Annotated in this window: 17 protein-coding genes; 4 read left to right on the top strand and 13 right to left on the bottom strand. The window is 59.1% G+C overall.

Translation table 11 applies throughout. The features are described 5' to 3' along the window. Positions 1–136: 136 nt before the first annotated feature. The 13 genes from paaY to paaA all read right to left on the bottom strand — a co-directional run bounded on the left by paaY (position 137) and on the right by paaA (position 11,768). Positions 137–742 (bottom strand): phenylacetic acid degradation protein PaaY, encoded by a 606-nt coding sequence (gene paaY, locus L2Y28_RS10320; protein WP_022648030.1) that lies wholly within the window; start codon positions 740–742, stop codon positions 137–139. 9 nt (positions 743–751) lie between these two features. Continuing rightward, complete coding sequence (paaX, locus tag L2Y28_RS10315; RefSeq protein ID WP_032622213.1) at positions 752–1,687, bottom strand: phenylacetic acid degradation operon negative regulatory protein PaaX; 936 nt, start codon at positions 1,685–1,687, stop codon at positions 752–754. 571 nt (positions 1,688–2,258) lie between these two features. Further along, complete coding sequence (gene paaK, locus L2Y28_RS10310) at positions 2,259–3,575, bottom strand: phenylacetate--CoA ligase PaaK (protein WP_022648028.1); 1,317 nt, start codon at positions 3,573–3,575, stop codon at positions 2,259–2,261. Positions 3,576–3,601: 26 nt separating this feature from the next. After that, a complete protein-coding gene (pcaF, locus tag L2Y28_RS10305) occupies positions 3,602–4,807 on the bottom strand; it encodes a 3-oxoadipyl-CoA thiolase (RefSeq protein WP_022648027.1) in 1,206 nt (401 codons plus the stop codon). After that, positions 4,807–5,229 (bottom strand): hydroxyphenylacetyl-CoA thioesterase PaaI, encoded by a 423-nt coding sequence (gene paaI / locus L2Y28_RS10300; protein WP_022648026.1) that lies wholly within the window; start codon positions 5,227–5,229, stop codon positions 4,807–4,809. The genes pcaF and paaI overlap by 1 nt, the downstream gene beginning before the upstream one ends. After that, positions 5,219–6,643 carry a 3-hydroxyacyl-CoA dehydrogenase PaaH gene (gene paaH, locus L2Y28_RS10295; protein WP_022648025.1) on the bottom strand — a complete coding sequence of 475 codons (1,425 nt, stop codon included), beginning with the start codon at positions 6,641–6,643 and terminating at the stop codon, positions 5,219–5,221. The genes paaI and paaH overlap by 11 nt, the downstream gene beginning before the upstream one ends. 1 nt (position 6,644) lies before the next feature. After that, positions 6,645–7,433 carry a 2-(1,2-epoxy-1,2-dihydrophenyl)acetyl-CoA isomerase PaaG gene (paaG, locus tag L2Y28_RS10290; protein WP_087878439.1) on the bottom strand — a complete coding sequence of 263 codons (789 nt, stop codon included), beginning with the start codon at positions 7,431–7,433 and terminating at the stop codon, positions 6,645–6,647. Further along, positions 7,433–8,200, bottom strand: coding sequence for a 2,3-dehydroadipyl-CoA hydratase PaaF (gene paaF / locus L2Y28_RS10285; protein ID WP_022648023.1), 768 nt, complete (start codon positions 8,198–8,200; stop codon positions 7,433–7,435). The genes paaG and paaF overlap by 1 nt, the downstream gene beginning before the upstream one ends. Then, positions 8,197–9,267, bottom strand: a complete 1,071-nt coding sequence (paaE, locus tag L2Y28_RS10280; protein WP_022648022.1) for a 1,2-phenylacetyl-CoA epoxidase subunit PaaE — start codon at positions 9,265–9,267, stop codon at positions 8,197–8,199. Before paaE ends, paaF begins: the two co-directional genes overlap by 4 nt. 7 nt (positions 9,268–9,274) lie before the next feature. Further along, positions 9,275–9,772 carry a 1,2-phenylacetyl-CoA epoxidase subunit PaaD gene (gene paaD, locus L2Y28_RS10275; protein WP_022648021.1) on the bottom strand — a complete coding sequence of 166 codons (498 nt, stop codon included), beginning with the start codon at positions 9,770–9,772 and terminating at the stop codon, positions 9,275–9,277. Between the two features lie 11 nt (positions 9,773–9,783). Continuing rightward, on the bottom strand, positions 9,784–10,530 hold the full coding sequence (gene paaC, locus L2Y28_RS10270; protein WP_022648020.1) for a 1,2-phenylacetyl-CoA epoxidase subunit PaaC: 747 nt from the start codon (positions 10,528–10,530) through the stop codon (positions 9,784–9,786). Positions 10,531–10,538: 8 nt separating this feature from the next. Beyond that, on the bottom strand, positions 10,539–10,826 hold the full coding sequence (paaB, locus tag L2Y28_RS10265) for a 1,2-phenylacetyl-CoA epoxidase subunit PaaB (protein ID WP_003857353.1): 288 nt from the start codon (positions 10,824–10,826) through the stop codon (positions 10,539–10,541). A gap of 12 nt (positions 10,827–10,838) precedes the next feature. Further along, positions 10,839–11,768 carry a 1,2-phenylacetyl-CoA epoxidase subunit PaaA gene (gene paaA / locus L2Y28_RS10260; protein ID WP_022648019.1) on the bottom strand — a complete coding sequence of 310 codons (930 nt, stop codon included), beginning with the start codon at positions 11,766–11,768 and terminating at the stop codon, positions 10,839–10,841. Positions 11,769–12,053: 285 nt separating this feature from the next. On the opposite strand from paaA, the gene paaZ reads away from it, so the two are divergent. The 4 genes from paaZ (at position 12,054) to L2Y28_RS10240 (ending at position 15,581) form a co-directional block, all read left to right on the top strand. After that, entirely contained in the window at positions 12,054–14,093 is a 2,040-nt protein-coding gene (paaZ, locus tag L2Y28_RS10255; RefSeq protein ID WP_022648018.1) for a phenylacetic acid degradation bifunctional protein PaaZ, read from the top strand. 225 nt (positions 14,094–14,318) lie between these two features. Beyond that, the gene (locus L2Y28_RS10250) at positions 14,319–14,801 is read left to right on the top strand and encodes an Hcp family type VI secretion system effector (RefSeq protein ID WP_022648017.1); all 483 of its coding nucleotides are present in this window, start codon (positions 14,319–14,321) and stop codon (positions 14,799–14,801) included. 113 nt (positions 14,802–14,914) lie between these two features. Continuing rightward, a complete protein-coding gene (locus L2Y28_RS10245) occupies positions 14,915–15,208 on the top strand; it encodes a polymorphic toxin type 44 domain-containing protein (RefSeq protein WP_226860873.1) in 294 nt (97 codons plus the stop codon). Beyond that, positions 15,186–15,581 carry a hypothetical protein gene (locus L2Y28_RS10240; RefSeq protein WP_022648016.1) on the top strand — a complete coding sequence of 132 codons (396 nt, stop codon included), beginning with the start codon at positions 15,186–15,188 and terminating at the stop codon, positions 15,579–15,581. Before L2Y28_RS10245 ends, L2Y28_RS10240 begins: the two co-directional genes overlap by 23 nt. The last annotated feature ends 32 nt before the right edge of the window (positions 15,582–15,613 follow it).

The raw sequence follows: 15,613 nt of genomic DNA, 5'->3' as shown, positions 1-15,613 counted from the left end.
GTGATCTGCGTCAGGGTAACAAAATCCCTTTATGAATGCAGGTCTGAAACGTTCAATTATACACTATCCCCAAAGGGTATTTGTTGCGCGTTAACGCATCCCTATGCCATTGCATTATTTCGCAGGCAAGAAATGGTTAATTATCCCGGCCAGCCGACTTGGGCCGTAAGTTCTCATCGAATACCAGCCGTTTGCGTCCGGGCTCTTCTTCCCGCAGCGGCTCTACCTGATGCAGCGTCTGCTTACAGCGATCCACCAGCACCTGATACTCCCGCGTGCCCTGCTTTTTCCACTCTATTTCCTGCACGCTTAGCTCACGAATCGCTTTCGCCGGACTGCCAAGGATTAAGTGATTCGCAGGCATTTCCGCTTTGGCCTTCACAAACGCCGCCGCCCCGACGATGCTGTTTTCGCCGATCGTCGCCCCGTCCATCACCACCGCATTCATCCCCACCAGCGCATTACGGCGGATAATGCAGCCGTGCAGGATCGCGCTGTGGCCGATATGCCCGTCCTCTTCCACCACCGTGTCCTGCTCCGGAAAACCGTGCATCACGCAGTTATCCTGAATGTTCGCGCCGTCTTTCACCACGATCCGGCCAAAATCACCGCGCAGGCTGGCGTTGGGGCCTACGTAAACACCTTTGCCGAGGATCACGTCGCCAATCAGCACCGCGGTCGGGTGAACATAGCTCTCTTCAGGCACGACCGGCGTCAGACCATCAATTTGATAAACAGGCATACCCTCTCCTTATGTGATATTCAGACCACCAAAACGCTGGTGATAAAGCGTGCCGGGCGCGGGCAGCTCGCCGACGGAGGTTTCCCCCTTCTCACTGACAAACGCCAGGGCTCCCGCTGCCACGCGCTGGTAGATGTTAATGCACAGCTGTCGCGCGCTCTGTCCCGCCCAGTGCGCCGGGAGTAACTCCTCCGGCAACAGCGGATCTTTCAGCACCACGCGACGATAAAAATGAATGAGTAACAGCTGGATCTGAAAGCAGCGTTCCGGGGTTAAATCCTCGGGCGACGCCTCTTTCAGCAGCGGCAGCAGCGGACGGAACGAGTTGATAAACGTTTCGTACATCGCGTTTTGTTCGGTCAGCTGCCAGCACTCTTCCACGCGGGATCGTAATGCCGCGCGTGACAAAGCCAGCGGCGAATGAGCTTCAAAGAAAATGACGTTTTCCGCCACGCCCGCGTCATGCAACAGCGACTGCACGTCCGCGAGGTTCTGCGACGGCGAGGCCATCAGGCTCGGCGCCAGCGTGCCGAACCCTTGCCAGATGAGCTGTTTTTTCACGTCCGCGAGCGTGGTTTTATCCAGCCCCTCGGAAAGCAGCAGCAGCCATTTACCATCCCACGCCGGCAGTTCTGCACGGTAGATTTTATTTTCCGCGCGTCGGGTCAAACGCAGCCCCTTGTCGCTGAGACGGTAAAAGCTGCGGCGGCCAATGCGGGACACGTCCAGCCAGCCCTCTTTGTTGAGGCGAAACAGCGCGGTGCGCACAAAGCGCTCCCCGAATCCCATCCCTTCCAGCAGGGCCGCCAGACTGCCGAGCCAGATCTCTCCGCCGCGATGGGAAAGCGCGTCGCCATACAGCGAGGAGATAAGCGACGTTCCGCTGACGGGAACAGAGCTGACTGCGTGCTGGATAAAGGCATCAAGTTTATTCATGTGATTCATTCTGTTGTTATTTTTTTCCTGGATGAATCATAGCATACGAATCTGGGGTTTCCCCCTCACCCTAACCCTCTCCCAAAGGGAGAGGGAACTTAATATACCCTCTCCCTTTGGGCTGAGGGATCCCCAGTAATTTTTTTATGCAGAAGCAATAAAGTTGCTTTCTAAATGACTGAGGGCTGTCAGCGATGCCCTGGTCCGGCTGTAAATCGCTGAGGCGTTTCCTGCAGGCCGGGGCGAGGCGCAGGGATGCGCCGAGAGGGCGGCTTTACAGGGACGTTGCCTCCGCCCGTACCCGATAAGCCGGAAGGAATAAGCCGAGGGCACCGCGAAGCGGCGATTTACCGCCGGGAGCCCGGGTCGCCAGGGTGGTGGCGACTGAGCCACCCTGGCACGTTCACCGGTCATGTCGTTACAGAGTAGCAAGGAACATAAAGTGAACGGAATGACCACCACCGCCGTATGTTCCCCTCACCCTAACCCTCTCCCCGGAGGGGCGAGGGGATTGCTCAGTGCTCGCATTAATTTGTGGGGAACCCTCAGCCCTTTGGGAGAGGGCTGGAGTAAGGGAAATTCAACCGTTGGCTGCTACTTTACGCAAATCAAACACCCGGCAGGCTTTACCCTCGGATCGCGGTATGCTGCCGCAGTTAACGATCATCACATCGGTTGAAATCCCCACCATCGATTTAATCCGATGACGCAGCTGATGGCAGACCTGACAACGCTGTTCATGCGTCAGCGTTAAGCTACTCTGTTTCAGCTCGACCTTCACCGAAAGTGAATCAAGATGCCCGCGGCGGTTCACCTCCAGCTGATAGTGCGGCGAAAGATGTTCGAACTTGACGATCTCCTCTTCCAGCTGTGACGGGAAGACGTTAACGCCGCGAATGATGAGCATGTCGTCGCTGCGCCCGCTGATACGATCCATCCGGCGCATGGTGCGTGCGGTACCCGGCAGCAGGCGCGTCAGGTCGCGGGTGCGGTAGCGGATCACCGGCAGCGCCTCTTTGGTCAGCGTGGTGAACAGCAGTTCGCCCTGCTCGCCGTCGGCCAGCGGCGTGCCATCATTCGGGTTGACGATCTCCGGGTAGAAGTGATCTTCCCAGATGGTCGGGCCGTCAGCGGTTTCAAGACACTCCATCGCCACGCCCGGCCCCATCACCTCGGAGAGACCATAGATATCCAGCGCGGTAATGCCCAGCCGTTTCTCGATCTCGCGGCGCATCGCCTGCGTCCACGGCTCGGCGCCAAACACGCCGACGCGCAGGGAACAGGCGCTGGCATCACCGCCCATCTGACGCTCCAGCTCTTCGATCAGGTTCAGGCAGTAAGAGGGCGTCACCATGATCATATCCGGCTGGAAATCGCGGATCAGCTGCGCCTGCTTCTCCGTCTGGCCGCCGGACATCGGGATCACCGTCGCCCCCAGACGCTCTGCACCGTAGTGCGCCCCCAGCCCGCCGGTGAAGAGCCCGTAACCGTAGGCGACGTGAATTTTATCCTTCGCGCTGCCCCCGGCGGCGCGCAGGGAACGGGCGACGATATTGGCCCAGTTGTCGATATCATTCTGGGTATACCCCACCACGGTCGGCTTTCCGGTGGTGCCCGACGAGGCGTGAATACGCACCACCTGCTCCATCGGCACCGCAAAGGTATCGAACGGGTAGTTGTCGCGCAGATCCTGCTTGGTGGTGCACGGGAATTTTTGCAGGTCCGCCAGCTCGTTGAAATCGTCAGGGTGAACGCCCGCGGCATCAAACTTGCGTTTGTACATCGGAACGTTGTTGTAGGCGTGGTTCAGCGTCCACTTCAGGCGCGCGGTCTGCAACGCCTGCAATTCATCAATGGACGCGGTTTCGATCGGATCAAGCTTTGTTGTATTTATCATCGCAGGGTACTCACATTATTGTTCGCTCAAACACGCTCAAGGATCATGGCAATGCCCTGACCCACACCGATGCACATCGTACACAGCGCGTAGCGCCCGCCGCGTCGGTGCAATTCATTGCTCGCGGCCAGCGCCAGTCTGGCACCGCTCATTCCCAGCGGATGACCTAGCGCGATCGCTCCGCCGTTCGGGTTGACATGCTCCGCGTCATCCGGCAAGCCCAGCTGACGCAGCACCCCCAGCGCCTGTGCGGCGAAGGCTTCGTTAAGCTCAATGACGTCCATATCGGTGATACTGAGTCCGGCACGTTCCAGCACCTTACGGGTGGCGGGAACCGGGCCTAATCCCATCAGACGCGGCTCGACGCCCGCGGTCGACATGGCCACAATGCGGGTGCGCGGGGTTAACCCCTGGGCAAGCGCCATCGGCTCGCTGGCGATAATCAGCGCCGCCGCCCCGTCGTTGACGCCAGAGGCGTTCCCCGCCGTCACCACACCGTTCTTGCGAAACGGGGCTTTCAGCGCGGCAAGCTGTTCAAGGGTGGTTTCGGCGCGCGGATGCTCGTCTACGCTCACTTCCGTTACCGCGCCTTTTTTCCCCGTTACCTGTACCGGGATTATCTCCTGCGCCAGAACGCCATTCTGCTGCGCCAGCGCGGTGCGCTGCTGGCTGCGCAAGGCAAATGCGTCCTGATCGGCACGGCTTATATTTAACAATTCCGCTACATTCTCTGCCGTTTCCGGCATGCTGTCAGTTCCGTATTGCTGATGCATGAGCGGATTCACAAATCGCCAGCCGATGGTGGTATCGAAGATCTCCGCCTGACGCTGAAACGCCGCGGTGGCTTTACCCATCACGAACGGCGCACGGGACATGGATTCGACGCCACCGGCGATCAGCAGATCGCCATCCCCGGCCTTAATGGCGCGCGCCGCAAAGCCAAGGGCATCCAGACCGGAGCCGCACAGGCGGTTAATGGTGGTACCGGAAACGGTCTGCGGCAGACCGGCCAGCAGCGACGACATGCGCGCCACGTTGCGGTTATCCTCTCCGGCCTGATTTGCGCAGCCGAAGATCACGTCATCTATGCGCTCCAGATCGAGCTGCGGGTAACGCGCCAGCAGCGCACGCAGCGGAACGGCCCCTAAGTCATCGGCACGCAGGCTGGATAATCCTCCACCGTAGCGACCGACCGGGGTACGCACACCCTCACAAATAAATGCGTTACGCATCAGGCTTCTCCTGTCACACTGCCGCCGGTGCGGTGGGATTTCCCGCGAAAAAGAGCGACGGTTTTATGTTGTTGATTCTGAATTTCGATGTCGTAGACGCCGGTCAGTTTGCCCTGATGCTTCACCCGCGCGGTAGCGGTCAGCTTATCGCCAGCAAAGCCCGGACGCAGAAAATCGATGGCGCAGCCTGAGGCCACCGCCGCCAGCCCCTGACTGTTGCAGGCGTAGGCAAAGGCGGTATCGGCCAGCGAGAATAGCTGTCCGCCGTGGCAGGTTTTATGCCCGTTAAGCATCTGCGGGGTGATGGTCATGGTCACCACCGCGTAGCCCTCGCCCATCTCGATAATGTCCATCCCCATCGCCTGCGCGCAGGCGTCCCGTTCGTACATCGCGCGGGCGTTATGCCAGGCGTTATGACTCATAACTACTCTCCAGAAGCGCACGCTGGCGCAGCAGTGAACAGGGGCGATAACGTTCCTCGCCGTAGTGACGTTGCAGGTTCTCCAGCAGCGTTAACAGACGCTGCCAGCCAAGGCGCTCGCCCCAGGCGATGGGGCCGCAGGGATAGTTGACCCCTAAGCGCATGGCGGTATCGATGTCTTGCTCACTGGCGACCCCTTTTTGCAGGGCATCCAGCGCTTCGTTGGCAATCATCGCCACCGTGCGCCAGATCAGCAGGCCGGGGTAATCCGCAATCTGGACCACACGTTTCTCCTGGTGCTGCAACCAGTAAATGGCTTTCTGCGTGGCGGCGTGCGGGTTGCCGGGCGCGGCGGCTATAACGGCCACATCCCGCTCGATGCGGTCGACCACCACCACCGGACAGCCGTGGCGCAGCGCCAGCGACTGCGCGGTTTCACCCTGCGTTTCGATCAGCAACATATCGTCAATTTCCGTGACACCGTCACTTCTTCGCTGTGCGCGCATCGGGCTGAAGCTGTGGCTGACCGGGGCGAGCCAGCTGACGGCGGGTTTGTCCTCCTGCCAGCGGTAAACGCCCTGCCCGCTTTTCTTACCCAGACGCCCCGCCAGCACCAGCTCCTGCTGCACCAGCGACGGCAAAAAACGACGCTCCTGCCAGAAGGCGTTAAATACGGAGCAGGTCACGGCAAAGTTGACGTCCTGACCAATCATGTCCGTCAGCTCAAGCGGCCCCATCGGGAAACCCCCGCCGTCTCGCAGGGCGGCGTCGATCACCTCGGGCGCTGCCACCTGCTCTTCCAGCGCGCGCCAGGCTTCCGAGTAGAAAGGACGCGCTACGCGGTTGACGATAAACCCCGGCGTGGACTGGCAGCGTACCGGCTGCTTTCCCCAGCTCAGCGCCAGCTCGCACAGCGCATCGGCCACTTCGGGTGAGGTCGCCAGCCCGCTGACCACCTCCACCAGCTTCATCACCGGGGCAGGATTGAAGAAGTGCAGCCCGGCGACGCGTTCAGGGTGGTTTATCTCCGCCGCAATCGCGGTAACGGAAATGGACGAGGTATTGCTGGCGAGTAGCGTCTGCGGCGGGCAAACCTCTGCCAGCTGGGTAAACAGCGCCTTTTTCACGTCAAGCCGCTCGGAGGCCGCCTCGATCACCAGATCGGCTTTCGCCAGAGCACCGATATTCGTCACCGGCGTCAGGCGGGCGAGGATCTGTTCCCCGGCGTCGGCAGAGAGTTTTCCGCGCGCAACGCGAGAGGACAGCCGCTGGCGAATACCGTCGACGGCGCGGGAAATCGCCGCAGCGTCAATGTCGTACACCAGAACCGGATGACCGTGGCTGGCTGCCACTTCGGCAATCCCGGCGCCCATGGTGCCGCTGCCAATGACGGCGACCGTATGGATATTCACCATCTTATTTCCCCGTAAAGTTCGGCGCGCGTTTTGCCAGGAACGCGCTGACGCCTTCCCGGTAGTCGTCGCTGCGTCCGGCCAGACGTTGATAGTCGCGCTCCAGATCAAGCTGGGCGTCGAGGGTGTTGGTTTCGGCGGCATTGATTGCCTGCTTGATCAAGCCCAGGCCATAGGTCGGCTGCGAGGCAAAATGCAGCGCCATCCGCTGTGCGGTGGCGGAGAGCTGCTCGTCGTCCACCACCTGCCAGATCATTCCCCAGGCCTGTGCCTGCTCGGCGCTGAGCTTGTCGCCCAGCAATGCCAGCCCCATGGCGCGGGCGCGTCCGGTCACGCGCGGCAGCAGCCAGGTTCCGCCGCAGTCCGGTACCAGCCCGAGCTTGCTGAAGGCCATCACAAAGCTGGCTGAACGGCCCGCAATCACCATGTCACAGCCGAGGGCCAGCGTGGCTCCTGCCCCCGCCGCCACGCCGTTAACCGCGCAAATCACCGGCTTCGGCAGTTTTGCCAGGCGGCGCACCAGCGGGTTGTAAAAAGTCTCAACGGACATGCCCAGATCCGGCGCGGGGCCGGTCGGGTCCACGTTACGGTCGTTGAGATCCTGCCCGGCGCAGAAACCGCGTCCTGCCCCGGTGATCAGCAGGCAGCGGATAGCGTCATCGCGCTCGGCCTGCTTCAGGCATTCGGAAAGCTGCTGGTGCATGACGTCGTTAAAGCTGTTCAGGCGCTCCGGGCGGTTCAGCGTAATGGTCATTACGCCCTGCTCAACATGGCTCAGAATAAATTCCACAATTAGCGTCCTTTAAAGTCTGGGGTGCGTTTTTGTAAAAAGGCGTTGATACCTTCCCGGCGATCGTCGGTGGCCGCGAGTAGCGCAAACAACTGACGCTCCTGCGCCAGCCCGGCCTGAAGCGGCACTTCCTGCGACTGGCGAAGCGCCTGCTTCGCCGCCTGTAACGCCAGCGGCGAGTGGCGCGCCATCAGCCCCGCCTGCTTCAGGGCGTACTCCAGCGTCAGCGAGGCCGGGTAGACGTCGCTGACCAGCCCGGCGCTGTGCGCCTGAACCGCCGTGATGCTTTCGCCCGTCAGCACCATTTTGCTGGCCAGCGATTTGCCCACGCTACGGATTAGCCGCTGTGTGCCGCCTGCGCCCGGCATGATCCCGAGGGTGATTTCCGGCAGGCCAAAGCGGGCGTTATCACCGGCAATCACCACGTCGCAGAGCAGCGCCAGCTCACAGCCTGCCCCCAGCGCGTAGCCGTTCACGGCGGCAATCAGCGGTTTGGTGAAGGCGTTTATCCGCGCCCACAGCTGCGGGCGGATATCGTTCAGTGTGGCGGGCAGGTCTTTCTCCGCCATTTCGTTGAGATCGGCCCCGGCGGCAAAGCAGCGTTCGTTGCCGTAAATCACACAGACGGCGATCTCCGCATCCGCGGCGGCGGCTTCAAGCTGCTCCGCGATTTGCGTGAGCAGCGCATTGTTGAGCGCGTTGCGCGCCGCCGGACGGTTAAGCGTCAGCTGCAACACGCGGCCATGACGGGTGACAATCAGTTCGCTCATGCCATCCCCTTCGCATCAAAATCGACGATAACGTCAGCGGTTAACGGCAGCGCCTGACAGCTCAGCACATAGCCTGCGGCCAGCTCGTCCGGCTCCAGACTGTAGTTGGTCGCCATGTCCACCTTCCCGCGAAGCACTTTGCATTTGCAGGTGGCGCACACGCCGCCCTTGCAGGCGTAAGGCAGATCCGCCCCCTGACGCAGGGCCGCGTCAAGAATGCTCTCGTCGTCCGCCGTCAGGGTGATCTCCCTGTCGCGCCCGTCCTGACGGACGGTGACCTTCTGCCCGTCGGCTTGCACGCTGACTGTCCGTTTAACGGGGGTTCCCGGCGTGTTAAAGCGTTCAAGATGGATCGCTTTTTCCGGCATACCCAGCGCTTTCAGCGCCGCCTCAGCCTCGTCCATCATCGCCGACGGGCCGCAGATGAAGGCTTCATCGTACTGGCGGAAATTCACCAGCGTTTTTGCCAGCGCCTGGAGCTTTTCCCCGTCAATACGGCCATGGAGCAGATCGCTGTCGAGCGTCTCCTGGCTGAAGATGGAGATCAGCTGCAAACGCTGCGGGTATTTATCTTTCAGGTCCGCCAGCGCCCGGCGGAACATCATGCTCTGGCTGCTGCGGTTGCCGTAAATCAGGGTGAAGTGGCTGTGGGCTTCAGTGGCCAGCGTAGCGGACATAATCGCCAGCATCGGGGTGATCCCGGACCCGGCGGCAATCGCCAGATAGTGGCCTTCGCGTTCGGCCTGCGGCTGGTAGCCAAAATGCCCCTGGGGCACCATCACCTCCAGCGCCATGCCCGGTTTGATCTCGTCCCGGGCATAGCGGGAAAAACGTCCGCCCTCGATGGCTTTGACCGCCACGCTGATCTCACCGCACGCGGTGCTCCGGCAGATGGAGTAGCAGCGGCGCAGTTCATCCCCGCCAGGACTGGCTTTCAGGGTCAAATGCTGACCGGGACGGAAGCGGTACGCCTCCTGTAACGCCTGCGGCACCGCGAAGGTAATGGTCACCGCGTCGCGGGTTTCGGGTTCCACTTTTGCCACTGTTAATGAATGAAACGTTGTCATGGCAGCCTCAAATACATTTGAAATAGTCGAAGGGCTCACGGCAGGTATTGCAGCGGTAGAGCGCTTTGCAGGCCGTGGAACCAAATTCACTGATGAGCGAGGTATCGGTGCTCGCACAGCGCGGGCAGCTCACCTCCGCGGGAACGTGGGCATGGCAGCTATGGCCGACAGGCGGGCTGATGCCATATTCACGCAGGCGCCTGCGGGCATCGTCGGTCATCCAGTCGGTGGTCCAGGCGGGCTCCAGTTGCAGCACAATATGTACCGGGCTAAAGCCGTTCCCGGTCAGAGTTTCGCGGATCGCCCCCAGCAGATGCTCCGTTGCCGGACAGCCCGAATAGGTTGGCGTGAAGCCGATGATCCAGCCTTCCCCCTGCGCCTTCACGCTGCGCACCATGCCTAAGTCGGTGATGGTCAGCACCGGCACTTCCGGGTCGGGGATCTGGCTTAACAGCGCCCAAATCTGCGGGATTTGTGCAGGCGCGATGTCGACGAGGCGTTGCATGGCGTCCTCCTTTACCACTGCTGGCCGGGGTAAACGCGCTGGAGATACTGCATCTCTGCCAGCATCGGCCCGAGGTGTTCGGTATGTAGCCCCTTCTTACCGCCCGTGCGATACGCCACCTCTTCGGGCACGCGGAGGGTGGCTTCCGCCAGGCCAGCAAACACTTCGCGCTCCCACGGGTCCCGCAGGTCGCGCGGATCAACCGCCACGCCGTCATCAATTAGCGCCAGCTCGACCTCGTCAGCGTCGAACAGTTCAGCCGTAAAGCGCCACAGGCTATCCACCGCCTGCTGCATTTTTTGTGCGGAGGTTTCTGTTCCGTCCCCCAGCCGCACCAGCCAGCCGCGGCTAAAGCGCAGGTGATAGCGCGCCTCCTTAATGGCTTTTGCCGCGATGGCGGCAAGCTGACTGTCGCTGCTGTGGATCAGCCGCTCGTAGAGCGCCACGTTCCACGCATCCATCAGATACTGACGGGCAATGGTGTCGGCGAAGCTGCCGTTTGGCTGTTCCACCAGCAGCAAATTGCGGAACTGACGCTCATCGCGGCAATAGGCCAGGGTGTCTTCATCGCCCTTACCCTCCCGTTCAGCGGCGTAGGTCAGGAAATTGCGCGCCTGCCCGAGCAGATCAAGGCCGATATTGGCGAGCGCCAGGTCAATTTCCAGCTCCGGCGCATGGCCGCACCAGGCGCCCAGACGCTGTGAGAGCACCAGACCGTTGTCACCCAGACGCAGGGCATAAGCAGATACGTTGTTCATCCCCAACCTCACATATGCTCAATGCCATCAGGGATGGTGTAAAACGTCGGATGGCGGTAGACCTTGCTTTCCGCCGGATCGAAAAACTCCCCGCTCTCTTCCGGCTGGGAGGCGACGATTTCACTCGCCTTCACCACCCAGATGGAACAGCCTTCGCTGCGGCGGGTATAGGCATCGCGCGCGTTTTCCAGCGCCATGCGGTCGTCGGCAGCGTGAAGGCTGCCCACATGGCGGTGCGACAGCCCCTGCTTCGAACGGACAAAAACTTCGTATAACGGCCAGTAAACATTGCTCATGGTTGATTCCTCTTATGCGGCCTGGCGGGCGCGTTGTTTTTCCGCGTGGGCCAGAGCGGCTTCACGCACCCATGCGCCGTCGTCCCAGGCTTTACGTTTTGCGGCCAGACGTTCGTGGTTGCAGATCCCGCGCCCGTTGATCACCTCGTCAAATTCGTGCCAGTCGATTTCGCCGAAGCGGTAGTGGCCGCTCTCTTCATCGAAACGCAGGTCGGGATCCGGCACGGTCATGCCGAGCATCTCCACCTGAGGCACCGTGTTGTCCACGAAGCGCTGGCGAAGCTCATCGTTGCCAAAGCGTTTGATCTTCCAGGCGAGACTGCGGGCGCTGTTTGGGGAGTTGTCGTCGTTGGGTCCGAACATCATCAGCGCGGGCCACCAGAAACGGTTGATGGCGTCCTGCAACATTTGCCGCTGGGCTTCGCTGCCCTGCGCCAGCGCCATGCAGGCCTCAAAACCCTGACGCTGGTGGAAACTCTCTTCTTTACAGATTTTCACCATCGCCCGGGCATACGGGCCGTAAGACGTACGGCACAGCGCCACCTGGTTCACAATGGCCGCGCCGTCCACCAGCCAGCCAATGACGCCGATATCGGCCCAGCTCAGGGTCGGATAGTTGAAGATGGAGGAGTATTTCATCTTGCCGTCGAGCATCTTTTGATAGATGTCCTCCCGGGCGCAGCCCAGCGTTTCCGCCGCGCTGTAGAGGTACAGGCCGTGTCCGGCTTCGTCCTGCACCTTCGCCAGCAGAATGGCTTTCCGGCGCAGCGTCGGCGCGCGGGTGATCCAGTTTCCTTCCGGCAGCATGCCGACAATCTCAGAGTGGGCGTGCTGTCCAATCTGGCGGATCAGCGTCTTGCGATAGGCATCCGGCATCCAGTCCTGCGGCTCGATGGCCGTCTCCTGTGCGATGCGTTGCTCAAAGCGTTGTTCTTGCGTCACATAACCACCTTTGTGATTCGTTAAATCACCAAAAACAGCATAATGGTGAATCATTTGGTTTCTTAAAAGTTACACAAAGGTTAAATATAACCCCAAGAAGCGTTTGTTTATTTTGTGACGACGCTCGCAAGCCTTTTCATGAAAGGCCGATTATACAAGGCTTTCGGGTGGTCAGGCTAAGCAATAGAGATCACAACGTTAACAATTCATTAAAACTCAGCTTGCTTTTTATGATTCGCGGTCAAACTATTTATAGTGAAATCACGAAACACCTGGAGAGAAGAAATGCAGCAGTTAGCCAGCTTCTTGTCCGGCACCTGGCAATCAGGCCGGGGCCGCGAGCGCACCATCACCCACGCCATCAGCGGGGAAACGCTATTTGAAGTCACCAGCGAAGGGCTGGATATGGCGGCCGCGCGCCGTTACGCCATTGAACACGGCGGAGAAGCGCTCCGCGCAATGAGCTTTATCGAGCGCGCCGCCATGCTGAAGGCGGTGGCCAAACATCTGCTGAGCCAGAAGGATCGGTTTTATGCCCTGTCAGCCCAGACCGGCGCGACGAAGGCCGACAGCTGGGTGGATATTGAAGGCGGTATCGGCACCCTCTTCACCTACGCAAGCCTCGGCAGCCGTGAGCTGCCGGACGATACCCTGTGGCCGGAGGATGAGCTGATCCCGCTGTCGAAGGAAGGCGGCTTTGCGGCACGTCACGTGTTAACGTCGAAATCCGGCGTGGCGGTGCATATCAACGCGTTCAACTTCCCGTGCTGGGGGATGCTGGAAAAGCTCGCACCCACCTGGCTTGCCGGGATGCCCGCCATCATCAAGCCCGCCACCGCCACCGCGCAGGTGACTCAGGCAATGGTGAAAGCGATCGTCGAGAGCGGACTGGTGCCGGACGGCGCCATCAGCCTGATCTGTGGTGGCGCGGGCGATCTGCTGAACCAGCTCGACAGCCAGGACGTGGTGACGTTTACCGGGTCGGCCAGCACCGGGCATAGCCTGCGCGTACATCCGAATATCGTCGCGCATTCCATTCCGTTTACCATGGAAGCAGATTCCCTTAACTGCTGCGTGCTGGGTGAGGACGTGACGCCGGAGCAGCCGGAGTTTGCGCTGTTTATTCGCGAAGTAGTGCGCGAGATGACCGCCAAAGCCGGGCAAAAATGTACCGCCATCCGCCGCATCATCGTGCCGGAAGCGCAGGTTGAAGCCGTCAGCCAGGCGCTGATTGCGCGGCTGGAGAACGTGGTCGTCGGCGATCCGGCCCAGGAAGGGGTGAAGATGGGGGCTCTCGTCAACAGTGAGCAACGTGCTGACGTGCAGGAAAAAGTCGATCATCTGCTTGCCTCGGGCTGCCAGATCCGTCTGGGTGGTAAAGCCGATATGCAGGCGGCTGGCGCATTCTTCCCGCCCACCCTGCTGTTCTGCCCGCAGCCGGACGAAACTCCGGCCGTTCACGCCACCGAAGCCTTTGGCCCCGTCGCCACCCTGATGCCCTGCCGCAACAGTGAACACGCCATGCAGCTGGCGCGGGCGGGCGGCGGCAGCCTGGCGGGAACGCTGGTCACGGCAGATTCAAACGTGGCGCGGCAATTTATTGCCGGTGCCGCGCGCGCCCACGGACGCATTCAGATCCTCAACCAGGAATCCTCGAAAGAATCCACCGGCCACGGTTCACCGCTGCCGCAGCTGGTGCACGGCGGCCCGGGACGTGCGGGCGGCGGCGAGGAGCTGGGCGGCCTGCGTGCGGTGAAGCACTATCTCCAGCGCACGGCCATTCAGGGCAGCCCGTCCATGCTCGCCGCCATCGGCAAACAGTGGGTCCGTGGCGCGGAGGTGCTGGAAGATCGCGTTCATCCGTTCCGTAAATACTTCGAGGAGTTACAGCCGGGCGACAGCCTGCTGACCCCGCGTCGTACCATGACGGAAGCGGATATCGTGAATTTTGCCTGCCTGAGCGGGGATCATTTCTATGCCCATATGGACAAAATTGGCGCGGCGGAGTCGATTTTTGGCGAGCGCGTGGTACACGGTTATTTCCTGATTTCCGCCGCGGCGGGGCTGTTTGTCGATGCCGGGGTTGGGCCGGTCATTGCCAACTACGGCATGGAAAACCTGCGCTTTATCGAGCCGGTCAAGCCGGGCGATACCATTCAGGTGCGCCTGACCTGTAAACGTAAAACGCTGAAGAAACAGCGCACTGCCGAGGAAAAACCGACGGGCGTGGTGGAATGGGCGGTGGAGATCTTCAACCAGCATCAGCAGGCCGTGGCGCTTTACTCCATCCTGACGCTGGTGGCGCGCCAGCAGGGTGACTTTTAATCAAAGCAATGGCATTAACCTTGCTGCCTCGAGTGTTTGAGCGCATCAAAATAAACGGAAGGTAATACAGGGGCTGGTTGGCTTTGATTAATCGAACCATCCAGTCTGCCTGGTTTGGATAAGTTACAACCGGAAACACTAAGCAAATTGACCGTATAGTTAGCATAGTTATTATTTATCGCCGGGAATATTCCCGCGTTAAATTACATGGATGATTAACAGACTATGGCAATTCCTGTTTACCTTTTCTTGACTGACGATGGTGGTACAAAAATTACAGGCTCGGTGGATGTTTGTTACCGTGAGGGAAGCATTGAAGTCACTGGCTTTACACACAATCTTCGCCTCCCAACCGATCCATTGACCGGGAAAATTACCAGTAAACGTAACCATGCCCCAGTCGTATTTCAAAAAGAAATCGATTCCTCCTCCCCTTACCTGATGAAAGCGGTTGCGACTGGCCAAACCCTTAAAACGGCCGAGTTCAGGTGGTATCGCATTAATGACGCCGGACAGGAAGTAGAATATTACAATATGCGTCTCGATAATATTCGCGTCGTTTCCGTTACGCCATTGATGCATGACATTAAAGACCCGACGAAAGAAAAACATAATCATCTTGAAGTCGTGGAACTACGCTATGATAAAATAACATGGACATATTGCGATGGTAATATACAGTTTGCAGACTGTTGGGCTGAGCGTTAAATATGCGAAATCCTTCCTATTCAACACCCTATAATATTGCATCCTTTGCACCACCTGGCGTGGACGTCGTTAGCCACATGATAATAGCGCGATTTCATGGTGGCCCCTCATTAATGACCTACATATGGTTTTATCAAATGGTCAGAAACCATGGTCCCTGGGATTATAAACAAGGCCGTGCAGAGTATGCCAATTTTGGCAATTTTCATTACGGTGCCGTTGGTGCGGCAGCAGGCATTCCTGAGGGAATTCTGCTCCGGGGGGCAGGCACTGCACAGATTCTTGCCGGGACAAGCGATCCTGCCGAATTTGCAAAATTCCAGAACAATAATAATTACGGTGATGATTCAGTCGATCAGTTATGGATAAGGGCAGGAATAGATTATGCGCGACGTTCGGGTTTTTAACTGGCGAGCTGGAATTATTATCTTTAGTTTTCTCATATTCATTGCATACCCTTTCCGCGATCTTTTTACCGTGTATGAAAATTTGCAGGAAAAAATTAAGGTTAACGATCGTTTAACTCTTTACATCACCCAGGTTGAGACGGGCTCACTGTCTAAAAACAGGTCTCATATTTATCTCTTTGATGCGAAAAAAAGTCCGGAAGAATTCATGTCTAACATTAAGAATATCAATCCCGTCATGATCACCGATGATGATAAAGCTTCAGTGGCAATTAAAAATGGAGACATTTATCTTCGCGTTCGCGGTACGGTTTATTCGTTCACGACGGTAGGTTTCGATGTCTGCATTCATCTCGACAGTTCACCTTACTGAAGCACACTTTCACTTTCACGGGGTGTGATGCA

Source organism: Enterobacter sp. JH25, assembly GCF_021725435.1.
In the GTDB taxonomy this organism is placed as follows: domain Bacteria; phylum Pseudomonadota; class Gammaproteobacteria; order Enterobacterales; family Enterobacteriaceae; genus Enterobacter; species Enterobacter intestinihominis.
Note: the sequence above shows the minus strand (reverse complement) of the source record. Positions and strands in the feature narration are given on the sequence as shown.

Excerpts from the sequence above, each read along its gene's own strand:
- paaY (WP_022648030.1), bottom strand. The coding sequence starts at position 742 with ATGCCTGTTTATCAAATTGATGGTCTGACGCCGGTCGTGCCTGAAGAG.
- paaX (WP_032622213.1), bottom strand. The coding sequence starts at position 1,687 with ATGAATCACATGAATAAACTTGATGCCTTTATCCAGCACGCAGTCAGC.
- paaK (WP_022648028.1), bottom strand. The coding sequence starts at position 3,575 with ATGATAAATACAACAAAGCTTGATCCGATCGAAACCGCGTCCATTGAT.
- pcaF (WP_022648027.1), bottom strand. The coding sequence starts at position 4,807 with ATGCGTAACGCATTTATTTGTGAGGGTGTGCGTACCCCGGTCGGTCGC.
- paaI (WP_022648026.1), bottom strand. The coding sequence starts at position 5,229 with ATGAGTCATAACGCCTGGCATAACGCCCGCGCGATGTACGAACGGGAC.
- paaH (WP_022648025.1), bottom strand. The coding sequence starts at position 6,643 with ATGGTGAATATCCATACGGTCGCCGTCATTGGCAGCGGCACCATGGGC.
- paaF (WP_022648023.1), bottom strand. The coding sequence starts at position 8,200 with ATGAGCGAACTGATTGTCACCCGTCATGGCCGCGTGTTGCAGCTGACG.
- paaE (WP_022648022.1), bottom strand. The coding sequence starts at position 9,267 with ATGACAACGTTTCATTCATTAACAGTGGCAAAAGTGGAACCCGAAACC.
- paaD (WP_022648021.1), bottom strand. The coding sequence starts at position 9,772 with ATGCAACGCCTCGTCGACATCGCGCCTGCACAAATCCCGCAGATTTGG.
- paaC (WP_022648020.1), bottom strand. The coding sequence starts at position 10,530 with ATGAACAACGTATCTGCTTATGCCCTGCGTCTGGGTGACAACGGTCTG.
- paaB (WP_003857353.1), bottom strand. The coding sequence starts at position 10,826 with ATGAGCAATGTTTACTGGCCGTTATACGAAGTTTTTGTCCGTTCGAAG.
- paaZ (WP_022648018.1), top strand. The coding sequence starts at position 12,054 with ATGCAGCAGTTAGCCAGCTTCTTGTCCGGCACCTGGCAATCAGGCCGG.
- L2Y28_RS10250 (WP_022648017.1), top strand. The coding sequence starts at position 14,319 with ATGGCAATTCCTGTTTACCTTTTCTTGACTGACGATGGTGGTACAAAA.
- L2Y28_RS10245 (WP_226860873.1), top strand. The coding sequence starts at position 14,915 with ATGACCTACATATGGTTTTATCAAATGGTCAGAAACCATGGTCCCTGG.
- L2Y28_RS10240 (WP_022648016.1), top strand. The coding sequence starts at position 15,186 with ATGCGCGACGTTCGGGTTTTTAACTGGCGAGCTGGAATTATTATCTTT.